Genomic DNA, 21,667 nt, shown 5'->3' with positions numbered 1-21,667 from the left:
AGTTGCAATGTGATAATTTATTATTTCCTTATCTCTTACTTTCTTGATTCCTATGCGTACCTTGTCTTTGTCAGCTCTTAACATTGTTCTGCCCCCACCTCATGCGGCGTCACGCTACGAGGAGCTTTGGGTCGAGGCTTTCCGCCATCAGCAGCCAGTGCGCCTGCGTGGTGATGTGGGTGGATTAGTGCGCAATGTGGTCAGAAGTCGAGCAAAGGAAGCTATATTTGGAGACCTGCTGAAATTCGTTAATATTGCGGAAAGTCGCTGGCTTGATTTGACTACGAAAGAGCGCGTGAAACAGGATGAGGTTGATGAAAGGGTTTCTATTCCTGATTCATTCCGTCCAAATCTTCATAGCGTTTTTTATATTTTCTTTCCCAAAGTTCACAGACTGGTTTTTGCTACTAGGGTGGATCAAAATAATACGCTATCACCTTTAATGGCACAGGCCTTGGTATCTAAATATCTGAATTGCCCTCAAAATCTGGCTAAATACGGCGAGGTAAAGGTAACGATTGAGCCTGACCGCGAAACTCTTGAGCGTATATTTAAGCTTAAAAGGTTAAAACAGATCGAGTTGGAAATTCGCCCTCCGAATGCATTGGGAGACGTCGAGCGCGAACTTATGGAATTTCTGGAGCAACAAAATGCTAGCGTTTACCGCCAAGAATTAGTCAGTGATGACCCAGCCGGATTGCAGCTTTCGGAACATACTCAACTAGCAGCGAAAGTTGCTCAGTCAAATGGATATGTTGCCGCAAAAGGGGAAAACGAAAATGGCCGAGTTGAGGAGCTATCAACGCGTAGTCATCCCTACCAGAACAAGGTTACTTACGAATCTAATGTACACTTGGCGCAAGACGTTTTTGAAGAAGCGGCCAATAGTGTTATTCACGACGTCACTAGGCCTATAAGTAAGCGTAAATGAAATGACATCTACTGAACCCAAATTTTCGTGGCAACAATATCGCGATCTGGCTAGCGGGGTGGCCGGCTATTGGCGTTCGTACGGTGCTTGGCGTGAGGTCATCTGCTCGCCCTTTGTTCATATAGCAATTTTCGTCACGGTACTGTCTTCAGGCTATTGGATGAGCAGCCCTTGGCATGCGACCGCTGTGAGTTTGCTGCCTAATCTGCTGGGCTTTGGGGTCACCGGATATGCGATATGGATTGGTTGGGGGGACGAGAAGCTGCGCGAAGCTCTGATGGACATCGGAAAGGGCGAAAAAGGCTCTGGATACGTTCAGATAAGTGCGATTTTTGCCCACTTTGGAATGGTGCAATGCATAGCTCTAGTTCTTGCATTAGTTGCCAGTGCACTGGATTATCAGCTAAGTCCCAAGAGTGGACTCGCATGTATATTCCATTCCTTGAGTTTGCCGACAGATACCATGTCCTATTTACGGCCTTTTGGTGCCGCAGTAGGTTACTTCTTTTTTGTATATGCCATTTTTACTGCGTTAGAAACTACCTTGGCGTTATTCCGCCTCGCCGGCTGGGTGCAGAAAATGCGTAAGATGCAAAAAACAAAGCCTACACCGCAAAACCAGCAGTAGATGTATTTAAAAATATATTTAAGTATTCAAATCATAAAGCTGTAGGAGTAATTTTCAGGAGCGCCGAGTGTCCCATCTTGAAAGTCTTATTGTTGAGTTTTACGACTGGCGCGGGTATTTAGTTAAACGAAATGTCAAAGTCGGTAAGCGCTCTGCAGGAGGATGGGAAATGGAGCTTGATGTTGTGGCTTATCATCCGCATACACGCCACTTAATCCACATAGAAGCGTCTCTTGATGCACATTCCTGGGATCGCCGTGAGCAACGGTATGTGAAAAAATTTCATAGCGGGGAGAAATTTATTCTCACAGACGTCTTCACTTGGCTAGAAAAAGATACGCCGCTTGTGAGGCTGGCTATTTTTCCTTCGGTTCCCCCATTTCGTAAAAATTTCGCCGGTGCGAACGCCGTTAGCATTGACGCATTTATGGCAGATATCCAAGCTGCCATTATTCGGCAAGGATTGGTGTCGAGGTGTGCAATTCCTGAACAGTACCCACTTTTAAGAACACTTCAATTGGCGTTGAATGGTTATTTGCGGATTGGGAAGCCTTCGTCCTGACATGATTTACATTGCATTTTCTTTCTTTCGAAACCCTACGATCAGGTTGCGGTGTGAGAATTGGTGAGTTTTGGAGATTGCACTAGTGATATTCTATTAACGATTAATCAAATACTTTTCTGATCTACTAATGTGTAATGGATGATATGAAACCAGAACCTTTTGATATCGCAAATGCACTTGCAAGCACGTTGGATTTGCTTCCGGTTACGATAGCTGGCGACACCCAGGCGTTTGTTTATGACCAAGAGCAATGGGTTTTTGTGGATCGTCACTCCATCGCCAGTCCAGATGATCTGAGGCTAGCGAGTGATATTTGCGATGTGTTATTGCAAGAGGTGTCTGCAGTTAGATATGTCCTTCTAAACTGGATTCCATTGGGGCAGGCTGCGAGCAAGGCCTCAGAGACAGACCACGTCGCTTTGACGTTAGGGAAGACGGCAGTGACGGCAAATTTCGCCGTGCGAAAGCTGCTTGATATCCCTGCTACGTTTGAAAAATCCCAGCAAAACCTGATCGAGGAGGCGCTCTCGCCACTGAAGTTGCTTGATGCCCATCCTATCGCGATGCAACTAGTGAACGAGCATAAAGAGACGTATCCGAATGCCGGGGAAAGACTTTCTGAATTAATCAACGACTCCACCAGAAAGGAAGGAAAGCTTGTTTTCATTGAGGCTGAGGCTGGGAGAGGTAAGACTATCCTTCTTGCATCTCAAGCGCAAAAAATGCGGTCACAGCCCAACAACAAGTTGCCAATCTTTATTCCTCTTCGAAAATTGCCACTTGATACGGGTGTGGCTTGGGAAAGTATTACACAGCTTATCGGCATTGTTGGGGAGGGGGCTGAGCGTCTGAGCCGTGCTGTCAAGTCCGGGTTGGTTACCCTTTTCCTCGATGGCATCGACGAAGTCTCTGGGCGTTACGATAAAAGCCTTATTGTCAGCTTGTTGGCGCTGATGACCGGGCGCTTGCGTTCTGATCAGTCGGCCGTGGTTCTATCTGGACGTCGCACAGAGGCACGCCATTTAAGTCCCGATGAGTGGTCCGTTTTTAGCGTTGAGTTACCGAGTTTGGAAACGGATGATTTCCGAGTGTATGTAGGTGCGGTGGTCGATGGAATCGTAAAGCAGCGTGCGAGTTCCGTTGACATTCCAGAAGAGTACGTCGGACTTGTCGGAGAGCGCTTGGCAGATGATCAAGTTAAGCGCGAACGTGATGACATTGTGCAGTGGATTATCGATGTCCTTCCTGAGATCGCACAAGAGCCTTCGCTCTTTTTTGTGCAAGGTTTGGCAGCGATTGCCGCAGGCCGGAGGGCCGGGAACAGAGCAGCGCTACGCCTGCCAGATGGACGCCTGGATGTTCCTCCGATATTAGATGTTTGCCTAATTGCAGCGCTGTATGCTTGTCTACGCGAATGTACAAAGATTGACGCTGTCGCTAAGCCTAAATACACCGTATTGGGACAGATGACCGTACTGCAGGGCTTAGCTGCGATTGCATCTGCGCCGACTCTCGCGAACATACCAACCCCATATGAACTAATCCCGCGCGCTTTTGATGTAGATCCGGTCAACTCGCCTGAAATTAATGTGGCCATCGTAAGACAGAATGCGAAGCACGCTCTGCTCTACGCAACCGAGGCTGCGGGGGCTTACCGCCCTCAATTTTTGAGCGATTGGATCAGGTGCTCTTTGCTGGCGCAGATGTTTAAGAGCAAACCGCCTGTCGGACAGCTTAGTCGGGCAGATGTACTCAAGTTAGCGGCTTCAGCTACTCGTGCGAAATATACTTTCGAATTACTGCTACCTTCTATTTTGGAAGACATGCAGATGTATGACGAGCTCGGCGAAGCCCTCAACGCTGCTGTTAATGACAATATCGAGGCCGCAAGCGCCAATCAGTGGGCTCTGCGGGCTGCAATCGGTGATGAAAGGCTGGGCGCACGAGTTCTAAATCCACTTCCTCTGGCAGAAATCACTGATCAAGAGTTCGTTGGATTCGAATTCGCAGACGAGCTGAGCGGTAGTGACTTCATGTTGGATGGATCGGTATTTGTTAACTCGACTCTCTCGAATGCTCAGTTAAATGGCGTTTCCATGCGAGGAGTTATCTTTACGAGTTGTGAGTTCTTCAATATCTCATTGGTCGACTGCGAAGGTCCTATCACCTTTGATAATTGTCTATTTAGGGACATTTCTATTAGAGATATCCGGTCTAAATTTAAGCCTGCGCTGATGTTCCGCAATTGCTCTTTCCTGGCGGCGGGAAATGTTGTGCAGCAGACTAAGTCTGCTTTCGGAGATGCTGATTATGGAGCGGTAGTTGCATTCGACAACTGCTTCACCGAGGGGGAACTCGGCACTTTGTTGCAGGGAGATTGGACTGGAATAGAGAAACCTGTGGCCGGGATTGTTCAGAAGAAAGAAGCACCGTCTCCGAGCCCAGGCGAGGCATGCCTGCGCCGTGCACTTCGCGCTTTCTTCCCCTCACATATCGGCGACGGACGCTCGGTTCAGGCGAGAAAGTATATTCGTCTTTCCGCCTTGGGGCGCGGAAGTTTGCCGCCAGGCTCTCCAGGAGAAGAGGAGTTGCAACAGATATTCGAGAGCGTTGGGTTCAGCACAGGGGGGCGATCCGATCACCTTTATGGACCGTGGTCGCAAGTAGCCGGCGCCAGTGCCTCAGGAATTGCTCTGAGAAATGAGTTGGTCGATTTTCTTCTGGATGGAAACAACCGCAGCGAAACCGTTCAACTGCTAATTCAAAAGATTGAAGCTCAATTTTCGTAATCTTTTGTGTCCTCCTTGGGGGAGATGTTCGCTATGCGAGCATCCAGCCTCTTGAGTATCAAAGGTGTGAATCGACGCAGAGGGGACGAATATGAAAATCCGAGCTCGTAAGAAGCAGCTACAAATGCAGCGGCTCCGACAATCTAAATTCATCAGAGACACTCTTCTTGGTCTCGCGGAGGCCAAGAAGGGGACGCTGTCCTCCTACAAATTCAACAGCGAAGATCGTGCGTGGCTGGACATGGCTCCAGTTGGGCGTGAATTTGCAGCATCCTCGTTATAACCGCCGCGCCGAATTAAAAATCGGCTTCGGCAGCTACAATGTGTTCATGAGCCAGCGTGAATCCGACTTCTTAGACCCAACTAAACGAGCATTAGCTTCGCGTGCTGGTTGGTGCTGCTCATTCACTGGTTGTGGGAAGCTGACTATCGGGCCGAGTGACGAGTCTCCCGAGTCCTCTGCCAGCATCGGAGTAGCCGCGCATATTTGCGCGGCCTCTAAAGGGGGACGGCGTTATGACGCTGGCATGAGCCCTGAGCAACGCCGCGGCATCGGTAACGGCATCTGGTTGTGCGCGGATCACGGTACCTTAATCGATAGGGATGATGTGACTTATTCCCCTTCGGCTTTGCACGCGATGAAAAGAGACCATGAAGCGACGTGTGCAAAAGCTGTCCGTAGTGGCACAGGCGTTGACTTCGCTGTGCAACTATTCGCTGTGGGCCCAGAGCTGGTTTTTACAGGTGGGTTCGAACGGGTCGATGCAGGTTCTTGGACATTGAAGATAAAGCATTTTCTAATCGGGAACTTCCAAGAACTAGTTCTCTTTGTAAGTGACTTTGAAAACAGCTCAACTGACAGACACTACATTCTTAGCAACGAGCTTGGAGAGGGCCGGCAACTGGCCTCTGCTCCAAGCCTGAACAGGCAGCAAAATGGATGTTCCCTGGTCTGCTACGTTGCGCCAAGTGCGTCACGCGTGAACGCGCAGAAGATAGGAAGTGGCATCGCAAACCATCCGGAAACCAATGACATCTATCCTGATGAGACCCGGAACATCGCAAGGGTTTCAGGACTAGATTACTTCCCACAACGGGTGCAAGAGCTATTGTCAATGCAGCGCGGTGAAAGTATATACGAGCCTCATTGGGGCGTATTATTTTTCGAGTATTTCTCTGAGTTCAATGACTCCCCCTGGCTTGACCCGCTGATGAAGCTCGAAGTCATTCGGCAAGCATCTATACCATTGAAGACAAGCAGCTCCAATGGGGCGCGTACACCACTTCAATGCGTTACTCGCGTTTATGATGTGGTACTTCTTTCGAAACTTGCTACCCAAAATAGGTTGCCCATTCGATTGGACTTTGAAGTCCAAGGGTATGGGCGTTGGCAGCGAGAGGTCTCGATTTACATGCCGACTGAGGAGCAGATGATCGAGGTCAAACAGCGGTTGGAGGCACATCCCTATAGTGCATTGCGATCTGATTGAGAATACTTCTTACTGGGTGGTGGTAGCATCAGTTAGGAAGTTTTTCACGGACTCTTCCGTCAGGTGCTTCCTGGTCTTATCGTAGCTATGTATGTAGGTCGCCACTTTGACTGATTCGTGCGAGAACGCACGGGCGATTTTTTCTTTAAGAGCACGGCCCTTTGCCTCCGCGATAATATCCAGCGTAGCCTCTAAGATTGCGAAGGTGCCGGCTCCGCTTCCAGACAACAGCACTGAGCGGAAGCCTGGATCTTTAGGTCTGCACTCGATCTCGATCCAGTAATGGTCGGCGCCGTTGATGGTGAGGCAAAGAATCAGCGCACTCCGATAAACGGCACCGAGACTACTCCTGCCGTTCTGGTATATCGCACGCCAGCCTATGCTTGGCGGGCGTTTATTTTTTAATGATTCCTGGTCGATAAATTTCCAGCAGCGGCGACCATTTCGATCCGACATTTGACCCGGTTCCAGCGGGGCGACTTCCGCGATCTCGGAGATATCTCCATTCTTTTTAAGTTTTTCCAGAACTTCAATGGCGCGTTCAAATCGCTCGTTTGATACCCTCACCAGGGTCACTGCTTCAGCTTTCGAAACGGCGTCTTTCTCGTGCGTGTGCGCTCCGGTTGATACGCGTGTCTCATCGTCAGTTTTAGGCGTTCCGGCCGATCCTAAGTACCGCTTGCTAAATAGTTTTTCGAGTTTTATGGTGACGGGTGGGGTATGAAGCCAATTCCATTCGCCACCTCTCATGGTGGTCGTACTTGATTGTGCTTTGGCGTCTTCTCCCTGCGTTAGGGTAGTCGTTGGATCTCCATCTCTAGGTTTGCGTGGCTGTGGATAAGGCTTATCGAGTTCTACCGGCACTGGATTTTGTGAATCCAGTGCGTCATTAGTGCGGGAATGCCCAATGATGGGGTAATGCTTTGGCCAACTACCACCCGAAATTTCCGTGACAAGAAACTTGCGGTGTTCCCGCCGCACCCCGGCGGCGTCAAAAAAGAAGCGTGGTTTGAGCGCAATACATCTTGTCTCAAGAAGAAGCCGCTCGTTCACCGCCTGCAAAGGAATTTCCGCGCTGGCATACCAAGGCTCGCGAGGATTGCCGCCCATATCTTGTAGGCTTTTCGCGTACAGGGACTCTGCGCGGGCTCTACCGTACTCATCAAATAAAAGTACGGCTAAGATGGGGGCGTAATTATCCGGCACGAGAGTGCGCAGGATAATGTTCCATTGTCGGCCGCCCTCGATAATTTCTGTCCGCAGGCCAGACTCTATGTCGTTCAGGCAAATAATTTCTTCTAGATATTTCCCCCACGAACGACCGCACGTTACCTTCGCGATTTCAGTGTGCTGCGCGTAGAACGCTTTTAAGATCGTGGTACGCGGTACAACGTATGTTTCTTTATCCTCGCCATGATCTCGGGTGTGCACCCAAAGGCGTGATTTGCTAAAGAAAACGTTGCGTAGCGTATGGTCAGTTACACCCGCATACTCCCCAATGTTCAGCGTGCGGTGGCGTGAGTTTTCGGGCCAGCCTTGTGGTGGTGGAGTATCTTCGCCAGCCTTAAACTCCATCGAGTCGAACTCGCCTGGTGCGAGCACTATGACCTTTCGACAGCGCGGCAGTTGCCCTACCTTAACGCCGTTCTTAAAAACAAAGCCCACGGTAACCAATGGGAGGCTGCCCACTAATATCTCGACGAATTCGAACCGCGGCCATGGATCGTCGCGGCGTTTGCCGATGACGTCTTGGCAGGCCTTCTCTGTCATCCGAGCTAGCTGGGCGACGCTCATGGGAGGCAAGCGCTGCAGCATGACTTTCACTGCCGCCGATCTCGTGCCTTCGTGCGCCTGGTGGAACTGGTCAATGTGCTTAACTGCCCAAAGACCGTCATCTTGAGGGAAATTTTCGAATGGTTCTTGGTTACTGGACATGATTTACCGTAGGGCAACTGATGCCCTAATGTAACTCAGTCGTCGATTTAAATGGCCTTCATTTGAAAGTAAACAGCCACAATGCGCCTATTTTTTACATAAAGCTAACGCATTCCTTTCGAAGGAGCAACGAATTTTGTATTTTTGTTTTCTTTTTGTTGTTTTTACGAAACATCGTCTCTTGCCAGTCCAGGTGCCGCCCGCCTTTTCCGTCTCCGAAATAGGCGTTGTGAAGTTATTTGGGGCTTGTCGTTTAGAAAGTTATGCCAAGATAATCAGGGGACTGGGCAGTTGGCACGCCGAACATCACATCAATTAGGTATACATCCCTTGCTGATCGAAACTTCTTTGGTTGCAAACGATGGCTCCAGCAAGGAGTCCGTGTCTTTCGACATTCCCGATAATGAGTGGGAACAATTTCTTCAGTTTCGCCGGCATGCCGATAATCTTCGCGCGACGCGGTTTGTTCAGGAGCGACATGGCGGCAGTATTAGTCTCAGGTGGGGCGCCGCTGGGAGTGCTCATGTGACCACCAAGCACGTTGATGAAGAAGCTGTATGGGCAATGCTACTCAAGTTGCGCCCGTTTGTGCTGCAAAACGAACTCAGCTTTGTACCTTCGACAATCGGTGCGTTAAAGAGGCGGTTGACTCATGTGGCATTCCACCGGCACCTCGATTTGCTGCGTGATGCATATACGCTCAAACAGTTGGAGCGGCGCCTAAATCTGCAAGGAGTGGGGCGGCCTCCGCTTTCATATCAAGTGGTGATGGACTGGCTAAATTCGTATCAGTATCACTTTGACTCAACTAAACGTGCGGCCGTTGAACGGGACATGGGCTCACTCGGTAATGTCCAGAATGGCGTTGGTGCGGTTCTTATCGCTCTTGTGGAAATGATACAGTCGTCGTTATCAACCGGAGACTTTATCGAAACCCTGGAGCGATGTGTGGAAGGAACTATGCCGGAGATTTCCTGCCCGATTGAGTATTTTGAGGTCAGTCGAAAATAGCGTGCAAACGGCTATTGAATGCCGAGCAAGACCGCTCGGCGAAGTGAGCGGTTTAAGTGAGCTTACTGCCAAGCGCAGAGAACATCTCCGGATCAACCAGGTCTTTCAGTGGGACGCCAAGAGCATCCGATAACTGCCCCATATTGTCGATCGAGACATTGCGAATTCCTCGCTCCACTTCACTGACGTATGTTCTGCTGAGGTTCGAGCGAAATGCCAACTCCTCCTGAGAAACGTCTTTCAATCTACGAGCCCGTCGTAAATTGGTGCCGAATATCTGCCTCGGAGTTGGGGTGAGTGGGGGCTTTTCCATACCCCACAGCATCAGTGGCCTAGCTAAGGACGTCCACCAACTTAATAATTCATTTAGTTAACTTTAAGTGACATTTGGGTTATTCTTGGATGTGCTCTGCCGTCTATAGTTGGAAGTTATCTATGAGATCTACCGTAAATTGCCCAAGCTGCTACAGTTCTGTCGTCCCGCGTCTATGGCACTTCCCGTCCAGAATTCCCGGGCGATATATGAAGACTCAGCACATTTGTCCGATTTGCGGATCTTGTATGTATGAAAGTGGCGGAGAGATACACTGGACCGGGCACGTTATGATCGTGTTCGGACTCATGTGCGTGAGTGTGGTTGCTACGGTCATGCGGTGGCACCAGGATTTGATGGCCTTGCCGTGTTTTCTGTACTTGGGATATTTGCTTTTTAAACTAATCCTTCGAGCAGCTCGATTCATTGGGCGTATCTTCCGCCGGTGACGTTGGTTCACTGTCGCCAGCGATTTTCATAAGTTGCCGCCGCCCATTCTGGTGCCCTGCCTAACTGGCAAATGAACATGCGAAGCCAGCCATCAGCGCTATCCCTACTTTGGCATTTGCTTGTGTGCGTGTTGAACCGCGCAGCGCTGCTAGATAGCAGCTTGTTGCCGAATGCTGGGACGTCCGAAGTTACGCCGAGGCTCACACTATATGCAATTGCTAACAGCCGCATACAGCTGTGGTTTTGTTCAGTTCCTTCGCATGCTTAACCCCGCTGTAGAAGCCGCGTGACTGCCTCATTAGCTAGCCAGCCACCGCGCACTTTGGTAGTCGCCGATTTAGTTGCAAGTCGCCGATTTAGCTGGATAGTCGCTGATTTAACTGCAATTGACAGCCACCGCCAACCAGCGCCACGCCGGAAGCTGTGTGGTGCGGCGAGCGGAACGGACGTTGTTTCCAGTTTTCAACCTTGAAGTTGCCGTTCAATGAGTATAAAGCGGCAGATTCAAGCGCTTCCTGTTCGCTCATCGGCGGCAAGATGCCGGGAAACCGGCTGGCCAGCATGGTTTTGCCGGCGCCAGGTGGGCCGATCATCATCACATGGTGACCGCCGGCGGCGGCAACTTCAAGGGCGCGGCGCGCCTGTTGCTGTCCGTGCACGTCGGCAAAGTCGGGGTAGGGGACAGCTGTCGCCAGCGGTTGCGGCTGGTAGCGCTGCAAGCGGCACTGACTGTCGCGCGCTGCAAAATGTGCGCACACGTCGAGCAAGGTATGCGCCGGGAAAATGGCGGCCTGCGCCACCAGCGCGGCTTCATTGGCATTGGCATGCGGCAAAATGAAAGCGCGTTGACCGCCACCGTGCTGCTGCATGGCAAACGTCATCGCCAGCGCGCCCCGTATCGGCCGCAGCTGCCCCGATAACGACAGTTCGCCCGCAAATTCATAGTCGCATAAGTGCTCGGCCGGCAGCTGGCCGGAAGCGGCCAGGATGCCAAGCGCGATAGGCAGGTCGAAACGACCCGATTCCTTGGGCAGGTCGGCCGGCGCCAGGTTGGCGGTAATGCGCCGGGCCGGCATGTCAAAGCCGCAATTTTGCAACGCGGCGCGCACGCGGTCGCGCGACTCCTTCACTTCCGTGTCTGGCAGTCCCACTACCGTAAAAGAAGGCAGGCCATTGGCCAGGTGGACTTCGACACTGACTTCGGGCGCTTCCATGCCGGCCAGCGCACGGCTTTTCAGGACTGCCAGGCTCATCGGTTCTCCCTGCACCGCGGGCGCGGGCAGGTTCAGTCTAGCCGGTGACAGCTATCCGGCGTTTGCGGTGCGCCAGCAAGCACCGATTCAGTTACAGCGGCTTGCCTTCGTTCAGGCGTGCTTCCAGCTCGATCATGCGCAGTTCCAGTGCGTCGAGCTTGGCGCGGGTCTTGGCCAGGACTTGTGCCTGGATATCGAATTCCTCGCGCGTGACCAGATCGAGGCGGGCAAAGCCCTGGGTCATCATTGATTTGACATTTTTTTCAATATCCTTGGCGGGCGAGTTTTCGATGGCCTGGTGGATCTTGCCCTGCAAATCATTGAAGAAGGTATTCATGTCCATGGTCTTTCCTTTATATATGCCGCACCATTAAGGTGCGTGATGGCGTTAATCTGGTGCGAAATCGGGCGCTGCAATGGCCTTTATTACTACATTTCCATAACACTTGCGGCATGCAAGCCATGTATGGACGGAAAGTCAGCTGTCAAGCTGTCAATTCGATGAAATGTTAGCTGGCACGCATTCTGCTAAAGAGTAGAGGAACGCTTTGTGATCTCCAAGACCAGATTTTAAACCTCAACCGCTTTAAAAGTTCAATAAAAGGGAATCGCCATGAAGAATCTGTCCAAGAACATGACTTTAGCTGCTGCCGTGACGCTGGCCCTGGCTGCTTTTGCCGGCAATGCCATGGCCCAGGAAGCGGCAAGCGCCCCTGCGGCCGAAGCCGTTCCCGACAATGTAGTCAGCTATAACGTGGCGCTGACCAGCGATTACCGTTATCGCGGCGTATCGCAAAGCCGTTTGAAACCGGCCGTCAGCGGCGGCGCCGACTACACCAATAATCCGACCGGCTTGTACGTTGGCACCTGGCTGTCGAGCATCAAGTGGATCAAGGATGGCGGTGGCGATACCAATTTTGAATGGGATGTCTACGGCGGCAAGCGCGGCGAGTTCGGCAACGGCTTCAGCTATGACGTGGGCGGTCTGTATTACTTCTATCCATCGAACGGCCTGTCCACCAATGCCAATACGTTCGAACTGTATGGACAGCTCGGCTATGGCCCGGCCTATATCAAGTACTCGCACTCGACCACCAATCTGTTTGGCGTGGCCGACAGCAAGAACAGCGGCTACCTGGACGTAGGCGCCAATTTCGACATGACCGACGGCTATATGCTGAATCTGCATGTAGGCCGCCAGAAAGTCGAGCATAACGACAGCCTTAGCTACAACGACTACAAGCTCGGCGTGACCAAGGATTTTGGCGTGGTCACCGGCTCGGTCGCTGTCGTCAAGGCCAACATCACATCGCTGGCGCCTAACGGCAAAAACCTGGCGAAAACCGGTCTGGTCGTGACCGTTTCCAAAACCTTTTAAGCGAGACCTATCATGAAAATGATTACCGCAATCATTAAACCGTTCAAGCTCGACGAAGTGCGCGAAGCGCTGTCGGCTATCAATGTACAAGGCATTACCGTGACCGAAGTCAAGGGTTTCGGCCGGCAGAAAGGCCACACCGAGCTGTATCGCGGCGCCGAATACGTGGTTGATTTCCTGCCCAAAACCAAGATCGAAGCGGCGGTCGATGACGCCGTGCTGGACCAGGCCATCGAAGCGATCGAAGGCGCGGCGCGTACCGGTAAAATCGGTGACGGCAAGATTTTTGTGTACAACCTGGAACAAGTCATCCGTATTCGTACCGGTGAAACCGGCAACGAAGCACTCTAAGGGGAAGATTGATGCGTAAAAATATAACAAAAGTATTAGCTGGGGTTGCCTGTCTGTTTGCCTTGGGCTTTGCCGCGCCAAGTTTTGCCGATGCGCCAGCCAAGGCCGAGCCTGCTGCCGCGACCGCCACGGTCGCCACGCCGGAAGTCGCGTCGCTGGCCGTCCCTGCCGCCGCTCCTGCTGCTACTACGGCTGCTCCTGCAGCACCGGCCGCAGCACCAGCGCCAGTTCCCAACAAGGGCGATACGGGTTTCATGATGATCTGCGCGCTGCTGGTGATTCTGATGACGATCCCTGGCCTGGCCCTGTTCTACGGTGGCCTGGTGCGCGCCAAGAACATGTTGTCGGTACTGATGCAGGTGTTTATGGTGTTTTCGCTGGTGGTGGTGCTGTGGTGCATGTACGGCTATTCAATCGCCTTTACCGAAGGAAACGCCTTCTTTGGCACCTTCGGCCGCGTCTTCCTGAACGGTATCTGGGATCCGGTTGCCGGCACCTTTGCCACGGCTGCGACCTTCAGCAAGGGCGTGGTGATTCCTGAATTCGTGTTTGTCGCGTTCCAGGGCACGTTTGCCGCCATTACCTGCACGCTGATCGTCGGTGCCTTTGCCGAGCGCGCCAAGTTTTCCGCCGTGCTGGCCTTTATCGTGCTGTGGTTTACGTTTGCCTACCTGCCAGCGGCCCACATGGTCTGGTTCTGGACCGGTCCTGACGCCATTACCAGCGCAGCAACGGCTACCAGCGAAGCCCTCAAGGCAGGCTGGATTTATCAGAAAGGCGCGCTGGACTTTGCCGGCGGTACCGTGGTGCATATCAATGCCGCCGTGGCTGGCCTGGTTGGCGCCATCATGATTGGCAAGCGCGTCGGCTACGGCCGTGAATCGATGGCGCCGCACTCGCTGACCATGACCATGATCGGTGCGTCCTTGCTGTGGGTGGGCTGGTTCGGTTTCAATGCGGGCTCCTCGATGGAAGCCGGCGACCTGGCAGCACTGGCCTTCGTCAACACCATGCTCGCTACCGCAGCAGCTACCGTGTCGTGGGTTTTCGGTGAGTGGATTACCAAAGGCAAGCCTTCCATGCTGGGCGGCGCCTCCGGTGCAGTAGCCGGCCTGGTAGCCATCACCCCGGCCGCCGGCTTTGTCGGCCCGATGGGCGGCCTGGTCATCGGCCTGCTCGCTGGCGTGGTCTGCCTGTGGGGCGTAACCGGCCTGAAACGCCTGATCGGCGCCGACGACTCGCTCGACGTCTTCGGCGTGCATGGCGTAGGCGGCATCCTGGGCGCCATCCTGACCGGCGTGTTTGCTGCGCCGCAATTGGGCGGCCAAGGTACGTTTGACTATGTCACCAACAAAATGGCAACCGAGTATTCGATCGGCCATCAAGTGTGGGTACAGATTCAGGCAGTCGGCACCACCATCCTGTGGTCGGCCATCGTTTCGGTGATCGCCTACAAACTGGTCGATATCGTGATCGGTCTGCGCGTACCGGAAGAAGAAGAGCGCGAAGGCCTGGACATCACCAGCCACGGCGAACAGGCTTATCACATGTAATGTCTGATTTTCCGGTCTGACCGTCCAAAAGGCGCCTCATCGAGGCGCCTTTTTTTGTTGATGCGGATGGAAAAGGCCTTTAAAACGGGGCTTTTGCCCCGATTTGGGGCACTTACACGGTAATATAGTCGGCAGTTCTGTGTGCTTTTTCTAAATACTGCACATAATTTAAGGATGTAACTATGGTTCCCCATCTCGTCACGGCCCTGACCGGACCGCTGCTCGACCTCGAAAAAAAGATCCTGGCCGCCACGCCGGCCATTGAGCGCTGGTTCCGCATGGAGTGGCAGGAGCATACGCCGCCATTCTATTGCTCGGTCGATTTGCGCAATGCCGGCTACAAGCTGGCCCCGGTCGACACCAATCTGTTCCCTGGCGGCTTCCATAACCTGGCCACTGAAATGCTGCCGCTGTCGGTACAGGCCGCCATGGCCGCGATCGACAAGTATTGCCCGGATGCCCGCAACCTGCTGATCGTGCCGGAATTGCACAACACCACGCCGCAGTACCTGCAGAACGTGGCGCGCCTGATGCAGATCTTCCGCCAGACCGGGCTGCATGTGCGCTTCGGCTCATGGTCGCCCGAGATTACCCAGCCGACGCCACTGGCGCTGCCTGACGGCAATATGCTGGTGATCGAACCGCTGGTACGCCTGAACAATGGCCGCCGCCTGGGCCTGAAGGACTTCGATCCGTGCACCATCCTGCTCAATAACGACCTGTCGGATGGCATCCCCGATATTTTGCAAAATATTCATGAGCAAAGCCTGTTGCCGCCGCTGCATGCGGGCTGGGCCTTGCGCCGCAAGAGCAATCACTACACGGCCTACGATGAAGTGGTGAAAAAGTTCGGCAAGATGATCGATGTCGATCCGTGGATGCTCAATCCCTTCCACGCCAAGTGCAGCGACATCAATTTCCAGGAAGGCGAGGGCGAAGACGCGCTGGCCGCCAGCGTCGACGTGCTGCTGGCCAAGATCCGCAAGAAGTACAAGGAATACGGCATCAAGGAAAAGCCGTTCGTGATCGTCAAGCCCGATGCCGGCACCTATGGCACCGGCATCATGACCGTGCGCGACGCCAGTGAAGTGCGCGATTTGTCGCGCAAGCAGCGCGACCGCATGTCCATCGTCAAGGACGGCAAGGTGGTCACCGACGTGATTATCCAGGAAGGCGTGCCGACCTTTGAAAGCATCAAGGAGGCGGTGGCCGAGCCGGTGGTCTACATGATCGATCGCTATGTGGTGGGCGGCTTCTACCGCGTGCATGCCGAAAAGGGCGTGGACCAGAACCTCAACGCGCCGGGCTCGCAATACGTGCCGCTGGCGTTTGCCCAGCAGCATGCCGTGCCGGATCTGAAGGCCAAGCCGGGCACGGCGGCGCCCAACCGTTTCTATGTGTACGGCGTGGTGGCGCGTCTGGCCCTGCTGGCCGCGTCGCTGGAAATGGAACGCACCGATCCCAACCCCGAAGTGTATTGAGCGGTCACGACGGGCGCCGCTCAGCCGCGCCCGCCGATCTCGGCTAGAATCAGGCATTCCCAAAAGTATTCCGACTGGACCGATTCATGAAAATTGCATTCCTTGCCGACCCGCTGGCAGGCTTCAAGACCTACAAAGATTCCACCTTTTCCATGATGCGCGAAGCGGCCCGCCGCGGCCACGCCGTGTATGCGTTCGAACAAAAAGACATGGCGCTGGAAGAAGGCATCGTCACGGCGCTGGTCAAGCAGATCGAACTGACCGGCGACGAGCACGACTGGTACAAGGTGGTGTCGAGCGAGGAAGTGCGCCTGACCGTGTTTGACGCCATTATCGAGCGCAAGGACCCGCCGTTCGACATGGAATATGTGTACGGCACCTATCTGCTGGAGCTGGCCGAAAAGCAGGGCGCGCATGTGATCAATCGCCCGTCGGCAATCCGCGACAACAATGAAAAACTGGCCATTGCGCAATTTTCGGAATTCACCTCGCCCACCCTGGTCACGTCGAACGAAGCGCGCCTGCGCGCCTTCCACTCCAAGCACCAGGATGTGATTTTCAAGCCGCTCGACGGCATGGGCGGCACCGGCATCTTCCGCGTCAAGGCCGATGCGCTCAACCTGGGTGCGATTATCGAGACGCTGTCGGTCAATGGCACGCAAACGATCATGGCGCAGCGTTTTATTGCCGATATCGTCAAGGGCGACAAGCGCATCCTGGTGATCGGCGGCAAGCCGGTGCCGTTTTCGCTGGCGCGCATTCCACAGGGCACGGAAGTGCGCGGCAACCTGGCTGCCGGCGGCCTGGGCGTGGCGCAGCCGTTGACGGCGCGCGACCTGGAGATTGCAGAAAAGCTGGGGCCGATTCTGGCCGCCCGTGGCCTGTTGCTGGTAGGATTGGATGTGATTGGCGACTATCTGACGGAAGTCAATGTCACCAGCCCGACCTGCTTCCAGGAAATCACGCAGCAGACCGGTTTTGATGTACCCGCCATGTTTATCGACGCCGTCGAGGCCAGCATAGCGGCAAAGCAATCGTAAAGGCAGACAGATGATGGTAGGGATATTGCTCATGACCCACGCACCGCTCGGGCAGGCGTTTATCGCCGCCTGCGCGCACGTGTTTCGCGGGCCGACCGAGCGTTTCGAGGCCATCGACGTGCTGGCCGACCAGGACCTGGCCGAGGTGCAGAAGCTCGCTTCGGCCGCCATCTGCCGCCTTGACGATGGTTCGGGCGTGCTGGTCATTACCGACGTCAAGGGCGGCACGCCGTCGAACTGCTGCAACAAGCTGGCCGATGCGGGGCGTGTGGAAGTGATCGCCGGCATCAGCCTGCCGATGCTGCTGCGCGCCATCACGTATCGCCGCGATACGCTCGATGTGGTGGTAGAAATGGCGCTGGCCGGCGCGCAGAGCGGCGCCGTGCGGGTCGACAATCGTATCAGGGTGGGCCAATAGCGTTGCAGGCCATACCGATTAGCGTAATTCAGGCATAGAGACTAGATAAAAATGATTCAAAAAGAACTCGAAATTATCAACAAGCTGGGGTTGCATGCACGCGCATCGGCCAAATTTACGCAAATGGCCGCCAAGTTCAAGAGCGATGTCTGGCTGACCCGCAATGCGCGCCGCATCAACGCCAAGTCGATTATGGGCGTGATGATGCTGGCAGCCGGCAAGGGCGCCAAGGTGACGCTGGAGGCCGATGGCGCCGACGAGCAGGCTTGCGTCGACGCCTTGAGCGCTCTGATCAATGACAGGTTTGGCGAAGGCGAGTAATGCCCGTCGAACGCAGCCGCAGCCGCCCCTCCACAGGTCAACCCATGGCATCTTTCACGCTCCACGGCATTCCGGTCTCGCGCGGCATCGCCATCGGCCGCGCCCATCTGCTGGCGCCGGCTGCGCTGGACGTCAAGCATTACCTGGTAGCCCAGGAGCAGATCGAAGCCGAAGTACAGCGTTTGCAGAACGCCATTGCCGCCGTGCACAAGGAACTGCAGACGCTGTGGAACGACCTGCCCAAGGATGCGCCGACTGAACTGGGCGCCTTTATCGATGTGCATGCATTGATCCTGTCGGACCCGATGATCTCCGAAGCGCCGCTCGACATTATCCGTTCGCGCCATTACAACGCCGAATGGGCGCTGCTGACGCAGATCGATGAGCTGTCGGCGCAGTTTGACGAAATCGAAGACCCTTACCTGCGTGAACGCAAGGCCGATATCGAGCAGGTGGCCGAGCGGGTGCTGAAAGTCCTGCTGGGCACCGAACAGAGACTGCCGGTAGTGGCGGCCGAAGACGAGAAAATGGCGCAGATGATCGTGGTGGCGCACGATATCTCGCCGGCCGACATGCTGCAGTTTCGCGACCGCTCCTTTGTTGGCTTCATTACCGATATGGGCGGACAGAACTCGCATACGGCCATCGTCGCGCGCAGCCTCGATATCCCGGCGGCGGTCGGCATGTCGCAGGCCTCGACCCTGATCGAGCAGGACGACTGGCTCATTATCGATGGCGATGCCGGCGTGGTCATTGCCAATCCCAGCACGCTGGTGCTGGAACAGTACCGCGAGCGCCAGGCGCTGCTCGCGCACGCCAAGAAAAAGCTCGGCAAGCTGAAAAAAACCCGGGCCGTGACCAAATGCGGCACGCCGGTCACGCTGCTGGCCAATATCGAACTGCCCGAAGACTGTGCGTTTGCGCTGGAGTCCGGCGCCAGCGGCGTGGGCCTGTTCCGCTCCGAATTCCTGTTCATGGGGCGGGCGCACAAGATACCGTCCGAGGACGAGCAGTTCGAGGCCTACCGCAATACGGTGGTGTCGATGAAGGGGCGCGTGGTCACCATCCGCACGCTCGATATCGGCGCCGACAAGCCGCTCGACCAGGCCGACCAGACGGCGCTCAATCCGGCGCTGGGCCTGCGCGCGATCCGCTACTGCCTGGCCGAACCGCAGCTGTTCCTGACGCAGCTGCGCGCCATCCTGCGCGCTTCGGCTTTCGGCAAGGTACGCATTTTGATCCCGATGCTGGCGCATGCGTTTGAAATCGACCAGTCGCTGGCGATGATCGCCCAGGCCAAGGCCAGCCTGCGCGAGGAGGGCGTCAAGTTCGACGACGACGTGGAAGTGGGCGCCATGATCGAGATCCCGGCCGCCGCGCTGGCGCTGCCGATGTTCGTCAAGCGCATGGACTTCCTGTCGATCGGCACCAATGACCTGATCCAGTACACGCTGGCGATCGACCGCGTCGACTACGAAGTGGCGCACCTGTACAACCCGCTGCATCCGGCCGTGCTGCAGCTGATCTCGATGACCATTGCGGCCGGACAGAAGGCCGGCATTGACGTCGCCGTCTGTGGTGAAATGGCGGGCGACGTCAAGCTCACGCGATTGTTGCTGGGCATGGGCCTGCGCGAGTTCTCGATGCATCCGGCCCAGCTGCTGGCGGTCAAAAACGAGATCCTCAACAGCGATCTGACGCAAATTGCGCCACAAATGCGCAAAATCATGCGCTCAATGGAGCCAAATGTGATCGCCGAAGCAGTCGAACAGCTGCAGCTCATGTAAACTAGCGCTGGAAGAAGCCCGGTGTCGCGCGCGGCAAGACACGGGCTTTTCTTCCAAGTTGCAGCGCCTATCATCGCGGCGCCGCATCGATCATGGCCCGTGGGGCCAACCCCCCTCTGATAAACCGACACACTCATGTCATCGATTGGAATCGTCTCACCGCAAACCATGTATTTTGCGGAACCCCTGCAGCTGCAGAGCGGCGCCTCGCTGCGCGACTATATGCTGGTGTATGAAACCTACGGCACCCTCAACGCCGACAAGTCCAACGCGGTGCTGGTCTGCCACGCGCTGAACGCCTCGCACCATGTGGCCGGCGTGTATGCCGACCAGCCGAAAAGCACCGGCTGGTGGGACAATATGGTCGGTCCCGGCAAGCCGCTCGACACCGACAAATTCTTTGTTATCGGCGTCAACAACCTCGGTTCCTGCTTCGGCTCGACCGGTCCGATGCACACCAATCCGGCCACCGGCAAGCCCTATGGCGCTGCCTTCCCGGTGGTGACGGTGGAAGACTGGGTCAGCGCGCAGGCGCGCCTGGCCGACCAGCTGGGCATCGCGCAGTTTGCGGCCGTGATGGGCGGCTCGCTGGGCGGCATGCAGGCGCTGTCGTGGAGCATCAAGTATCCGGATCGCCTGCGCCACTGCGTGGTGATCGCCTCGACCGCCAAGCTGTCGGCGCAGAACATCGCCTTCAACGATGTGGCGCGCCAGGCGATTTTGTCCGATCCCGATTATCGCGGCGGCGACTTTTACGAGTATGGCGTGGTGCCGAAAAACGGCCTGCGCGTGGCGCGCATGGTCGGCCACATTACGTATCTGTCGAACGATGACATGGCTGAAAAATTCGGCCGCAAGCTGCGCGATGCCGCGCAGACGGGCGACTACAAATTCGGCTTCGGCATCGACTTTGAAATCGAATCGTATCTGCGCTACCAGGGCGACAAGTTTTCCGAATACTTCGACGCCAATACCTATCTGTTGATTACCAAGGCGCTCGATTACTTCGATCCGGCGCGCGCGCATGGCGGCAACCTGGCCAAGGCGCTGGCCGGCACGCGCGCCAAATTCCTGCTCGCTTCGTTTTCCACCGACTGGCGTTTTTCGCCCGAGCGCAGCCGCGAAATCGTCGAGGCGCTGGTGTGCAACCGGCGCCAGGTCACCTATGCCGAGATCGATGCGCCGCACGGCCACGATGCTTTCCTGCTTGAGGACGCGCGCTATATGAATATGGTGCGCGCCTACTACGGGCAGGTATGGAACGAGATCGCCGCAGGCATTCCTGCGGTGGCACAGCAACCGGCAAACAGGGAGGCCGCATGAATTTCGAAGAACTGAGCGCGCTGCGCCCCGACCTGGCCTTTATCGCCCACTGGGTGCCGAAGTCGGCGCATGTGCTGGACGTGGGCTGCGGCGACGGCGTGATGCTCGAGTATCTGCAAAGCGACAAGGCCTGCAGCGGCTACGGCATCGAGATTGCCGATGACAAGGTGCTGGCCAGCACCCGCCGTGGCGTCAACGTGATCCAGCAGGACATGGAAAACGGCCTGTCGATTTTTGGCGACAACAGCTTTGACACGGTGCTGTGCCTGTCCTCGCTGCAGATGATGAAGCAGGTCGAGCCGCTGCTACGCGATATCGTGCGTGTCGGCACCGAGGCGATCGTCTCGTTTCCCAACTTTGCCTACTGGCCGCATCGGCTGGCGCTGGCCAAGGGCCGCATGCCGGTCTCAAAATCGCTGCCGTATCAATGGTACGACACGCCCAACGTGCGCTGCGCAACCATCAACGACTTCCGCGAACTGGCCGAGGAATGCGGCCTGGAAGTGATTGACTGCGTGGCGCTGGCCGAAGGCAGGATGGTGTCCGTGCTGCCCAATCTGCGTGGCGACCTTGCCGTGTTCAGGCTGCGCAAAAAGGCCGCGCATTGATGAAAGCGGTTTGCGTGCGGGGACCGATCGTTTATGGTTTAT

19 protein-coding genes and 1 pseudogene are annotated in these 21,667 nt (G+C 55.1%); 16 read left to right on the top strand and 4 right to left on the bottom strand.

Features of this window, described 5'->3' with window-relative positions; translation table 11 throughout:
- Positions 1–52 precede the first annotated feature (52 nt).
- The 5 genes from GCM43_RS11040 to GCM43_RS11020 all read left to right on the top strand — a co-directional run bounded on the left by GCM43_RS11040 (position 53) and on the right by GCM43_RS11020 (position 6,403).
- Positions 53–931, top strand: a complete 879-nt coding sequence (locus tag GCM43_RS11040; protein ID WP_152244149.1) for a DUF4747 family protein — start codon at positions 53–55, stop codon at positions 929–931.
- Position 932: 1 nt separating this feature from the next.
- A complete protein-coding gene (locus tag GCM43_RS11035; protein WP_152244147.1) occupies positions 933–1,559 on the top strand; it encodes a hypothetical protein in 627 nt (208 codons plus the stop codon).
- Positions 1,560–1,626: 67 nt separating this feature from the next.
- Positions 1,627–2,121: a hypothetical protein gene (locus GCM43_RS11030; protein ID WP_152244145.1), complete on the top strand. Its 495-nt coding sequence runs from the start codon at positions 1,627–1,629 to the stop codon at positions 2,119–2,121.
- Positions 2,122–2,267: 146 nt separating this feature from the next.
- Positions 2,268–4,913, top strand: a complete 2,646-nt coding sequence (locus GCM43_RS11025; RefSeq protein ID WP_152244143.1) for a hypothetical protein — start codon at positions 2,268–2,270, stop codon at positions 4,911–4,913.
- Positions 4,914–5,170: 257 nt separating this feature from the next.
- The gene (locus GCM43_RS11020) at positions 5,171–6,403 is read left to right on the top strand and encodes a hypothetical protein (RefSeq protein ID WP_226929436.1); all 1,233 of its coding nucleotides are present in this window, start codon (positions 5,171–5,173) and stop codon (positions 6,401–6,403) included.
- A gap of 9 nt (positions 6,404–6,412) precedes the next feature.
- Here GCM43_RS11020 and GCM43_RS11015 read toward each other — a convergent pair whose 3' ends face one another.
- Positions 6,413–8,338 carry a hypothetical protein gene (locus GCM43_RS11015; RefSeq protein ID WP_152244141.1) on the bottom strand — a complete coding sequence of 642 codons (1,926 nt, stop codon included), beginning with the start codon at positions 8,336–8,338 and terminating at the stop codon, positions 6,413–6,415.
- A 330-nt stretch (positions 8,339–8,668) separates the two neighbouring features.
- Between GCM43_RS11015 and GCM43_RS11010 the strand changes: the two genes are divergently transcribed.
- Positions 8,669–9,349 carry a hypothetical protein gene (locus GCM43_RS11010; protein ID WP_152244139.1) on the top strand — a complete coding sequence of 227 codons (681 nt, stop codon included), beginning with the start codon at positions 8,669–8,671 and terminating at the stop codon, positions 9,347–9,349.
- Positions 9,350–9,401: 52 nt separating this feature from the next.
- On the opposite strand, the gene GCM43_RS11005 is transcribed toward GCM43_RS11010, so the two are convergent.
- The 3 genes and pseudogenes from GCM43_RS11005 to GCM43_RS10995 form a co-directional block, all read right to left on the bottom strand.
- Positions 9,402–9,662 carry a helix-turn-helix domain-containing protein gene (locus tag GCM43_RS11005; protein WP_152244136.1) on the bottom strand — a complete coding sequence of 87 codons (261 nt, stop codon included), beginning with the start codon at positions 9,660–9,662 and terminating at the stop codon, positions 9,402–9,404.
- A gap of 842 nt (positions 9,663–10,504) precedes the next feature.
- A pseudogene (locus GCM43_RS11000) lies at positions 10,505–11,365 on the bottom strand (YifB family Mg chelatase-like AAA ATPase); the annotation flags it as partial.
- Positions 11,366–11,456: 91 nt separating this feature from the next.
- Positions 11,457–11,708 (bottom strand): accessory factor UbiK family protein, encoded by a 252-nt coding sequence (locus tag GCM43_RS10995; RefSeq protein ID WP_152244134.1) that lies wholly within the window; start codon positions 11,706–11,708, stop codon positions 11,457–11,459.
- A gap of 270 nt (positions 11,709–11,978) precedes the next feature.
- Here GCM43_RS10995 and GCM43_RS10990 point away from each other — a divergent pair, with 270 nt between their 5' ends.
- From GCM43_RS10990 to metW, 10 genes are all read left to right on the top strand, one after another.
- Positions 11,979–12,743, top strand: coding sequence for a TorF family putative porin (locus tag GCM43_RS10990; protein ID WP_152244132.1), 765 nt, complete (start codon positions 11,979–11,981; stop codon positions 12,741–12,743).
- Positions 12,744–12,755: 12 nt separating this feature from the next.
- A complete protein-coding gene (locus tag GCM43_RS10985) occupies positions 12,756–13,094 on the top strand; it encodes a P-II family nitrogen regulator (RefSeq protein WP_152244130.1) in 339 nt (112 codons plus the stop codon).
- Between the two features lie 11 nt (positions 13,095–13,105).
- Entirely contained in the window at positions 13,106–14,647 is a 1,542-nt protein-coding gene (locus tag GCM43_RS10980) for an ammonium transporter (RefSeq protein WP_152244128.1), read from the top strand.
- Positions 14,648–14,829: 182 nt separating this feature from the next.
- Positions 14,830–16,128 carry a glutamate--cysteine ligase gene (gene gshA, locus GCM43_RS10975; protein ID WP_152244126.1) on the top strand — a complete coding sequence of 433 codons (1,299 nt, stop codon included), beginning with the start codon at positions 14,830–14,832 and terminating at the stop codon, positions 16,126–16,128.
- 86 nt (positions 16,129–16,214) lie between these two features.
- A complete protein-coding gene (gshB, locus tag GCM43_RS10970; protein WP_152244124.1) occupies positions 16,215–17,168 on the top strand; it encodes a glutathione synthase in 954 nt (317 codons plus the stop codon).
- 13 nt (positions 17,169–17,181) lie between these two features.
- Positions 17,182–17,586, top strand: a complete 405-nt coding sequence (locus tag GCM43_RS10965) for a PTS sugar transporter subunit IIA (RefSeq protein ID WP_152244239.1) — start codon at positions 17,182–17,184, stop codon at positions 17,584–17,586.
- A 51-nt stretch (positions 17,587–17,637) separates the two neighbouring features.
- A complete protein-coding gene (locus GCM43_RS10960; protein ID WP_152244122.1) occupies positions 17,638–17,907 on the top strand; it encodes an HPr family phosphocarrier protein in 270 nt (89 codons plus the stop codon).
- A gap of 44 nt (positions 17,908–17,951) precedes the next feature.
- Positions 17,952–19,694, top strand: coding sequence for a phosphoenolpyruvate--protein phosphotransferase (gene ptsP, locus GCM43_RS10955; protein ID WP_152244120.1), 1,743 nt, complete (start codon positions 17,952–17,954; stop codon positions 19,692–19,694).
- Positions 19,695–19,829: 135 nt separating this feature from the next.
- A complete protein-coding gene (gene metX / locus GCM43_RS10950; RefSeq protein WP_152244118.1) occupies positions 19,830–21,017 on the top strand; it encodes a homoserine O-succinyltransferase MetX in 1,188 nt (395 codons plus the stop codon).
- Positions 21,014–21,625, top strand: a complete 612-nt coding sequence (gene metW, locus GCM43_RS10945) for a methionine biosynthesis protein MetW (RefSeq protein ID WP_152244116.1) — start codon at positions 21,014–21,016, stop codon at positions 21,623–21,625. Before metX ends, metW begins: the two co-directional genes overlap by 4 nt.
- Positions 21,626–21,667 lie beyond the last annotated feature (42 nt).

Source organism: Janthinobacterium aquaticum, assembly GCF_009208565.1.
GTDB lineage: Bacteria > Pseudomonadota > Gammaproteobacteria > Burkholderiales > Burkholderiaceae_D > Janthinobacterium.
Note: the sequence above shows the minus strand (reverse complement) of the source record. Positions and strands in the feature narration are given on the sequence as shown.

Excerpts from the sequence above, each read along its gene's own strand:
- GCM43_RS11040 (WP_152244149.1), top strand. The coding sequence starts at position 53 with ATGCGTACCTTGTCTTTGTCAGCTCTTAACATTGTTCTGCCCCCACCT.
- GCM43_RS11035 (WP_152244147.1), top strand. The coding sequence starts at position 933 with ATGACATCTACTGAACCCAAATTTTCGTGGCAACAATATCGCGATCTG.
- GCM43_RS11025 (WP_152244143.1), top strand. The coding sequence starts at position 2,268 with ATGAAACCAGAACCTTTTGATATCGCAAATGCACTTGCAAGCACGTTG.
- GCM43_RS11015 (WP_152244141.1), bottom strand. The coding sequence starts at position 8,338 with ATGTCCAGTAACCAAGAACCATTCGAAAATTTCCCTCAAGATGACGGT.
- GCM43_RS11005 (WP_152244136.1), bottom strand. The coding sequence starts at position 9,662 with ATGGAAAAGCCCCCACTCACCCCAACTCCGAGGCAGATATTCGGCACC.
- GCM43_RS10995 (WP_152244134.1), bottom strand. The coding sequence starts at position 11,708 with ATGGACATGAATACCTTCTTCAATGATTTGCAGGGCAAGATCCACCAG.
- GCM43_RS10990 (WP_152244132.1), top strand. The coding sequence starts at position 11,979 with ATGAAGAATCTGTCCAAGAACATGACTTTAGCTGCTGCCGTGACGCTG.
- GCM43_RS10985 (WP_152244130.1), top strand. The coding sequence starts at position 12,756 with ATGAAAATGATTACCGCAATCATTAAACCGTTCAAGCTCGACGAAGTG.
- GCM43_RS10980 (WP_152244128.1), top strand. The coding sequence starts at position 13,106 with ATGCGTAAAAATATAACAAAAGTATTAGCTGGGGTTGCCTGTCTGTTT.
- gshA (WP_152244126.1), top strand. The coding sequence starts at position 14,830 with ATGGTTCCCCATCTCGTCACGGCCCTGACCGGACCGCTGCTCGACCTC.
- gshB (WP_152244124.1), top strand. The coding sequence starts at position 16,215 with ATGAAAATTGCATTCCTTGCCGACCCGCTGGCAGGCTTCAAGACCTAC.
- GCM43_RS10965 (WP_152244239.1), top strand. The coding sequence starts at position 17,182 with ATGGTAGGGATATTGCTCATGACCCACGCACCGCTCGGGCAGGCGTTT.
- GCM43_RS10960 (WP_152244122.1), top strand. The coding sequence starts at position 17,638 with ATGATTCAAAAAGAACTCGAAATTATCAACAAGCTGGGGTTGCATGCA.
- ptsP (WP_152244120.1), top strand. The coding sequence starts at position 17,952 with ATGGCATCTTTCACGCTCCACGGCATTCCGGTCTCGCGCGGCATCGCC.
- metX (WP_152244118.1), top strand. The coding sequence starts at position 19,830 with ATGTCATCGATTGGAATCGTCTCACCGCAAACCATGTATTTTGCGGAA.
- metW (WP_152244116.1), top strand. The coding sequence starts at position 21,014 with ATGAATTTCGAAGAACTGAGCGCGCTGCGCCCCGACCTGGCCTTTATC.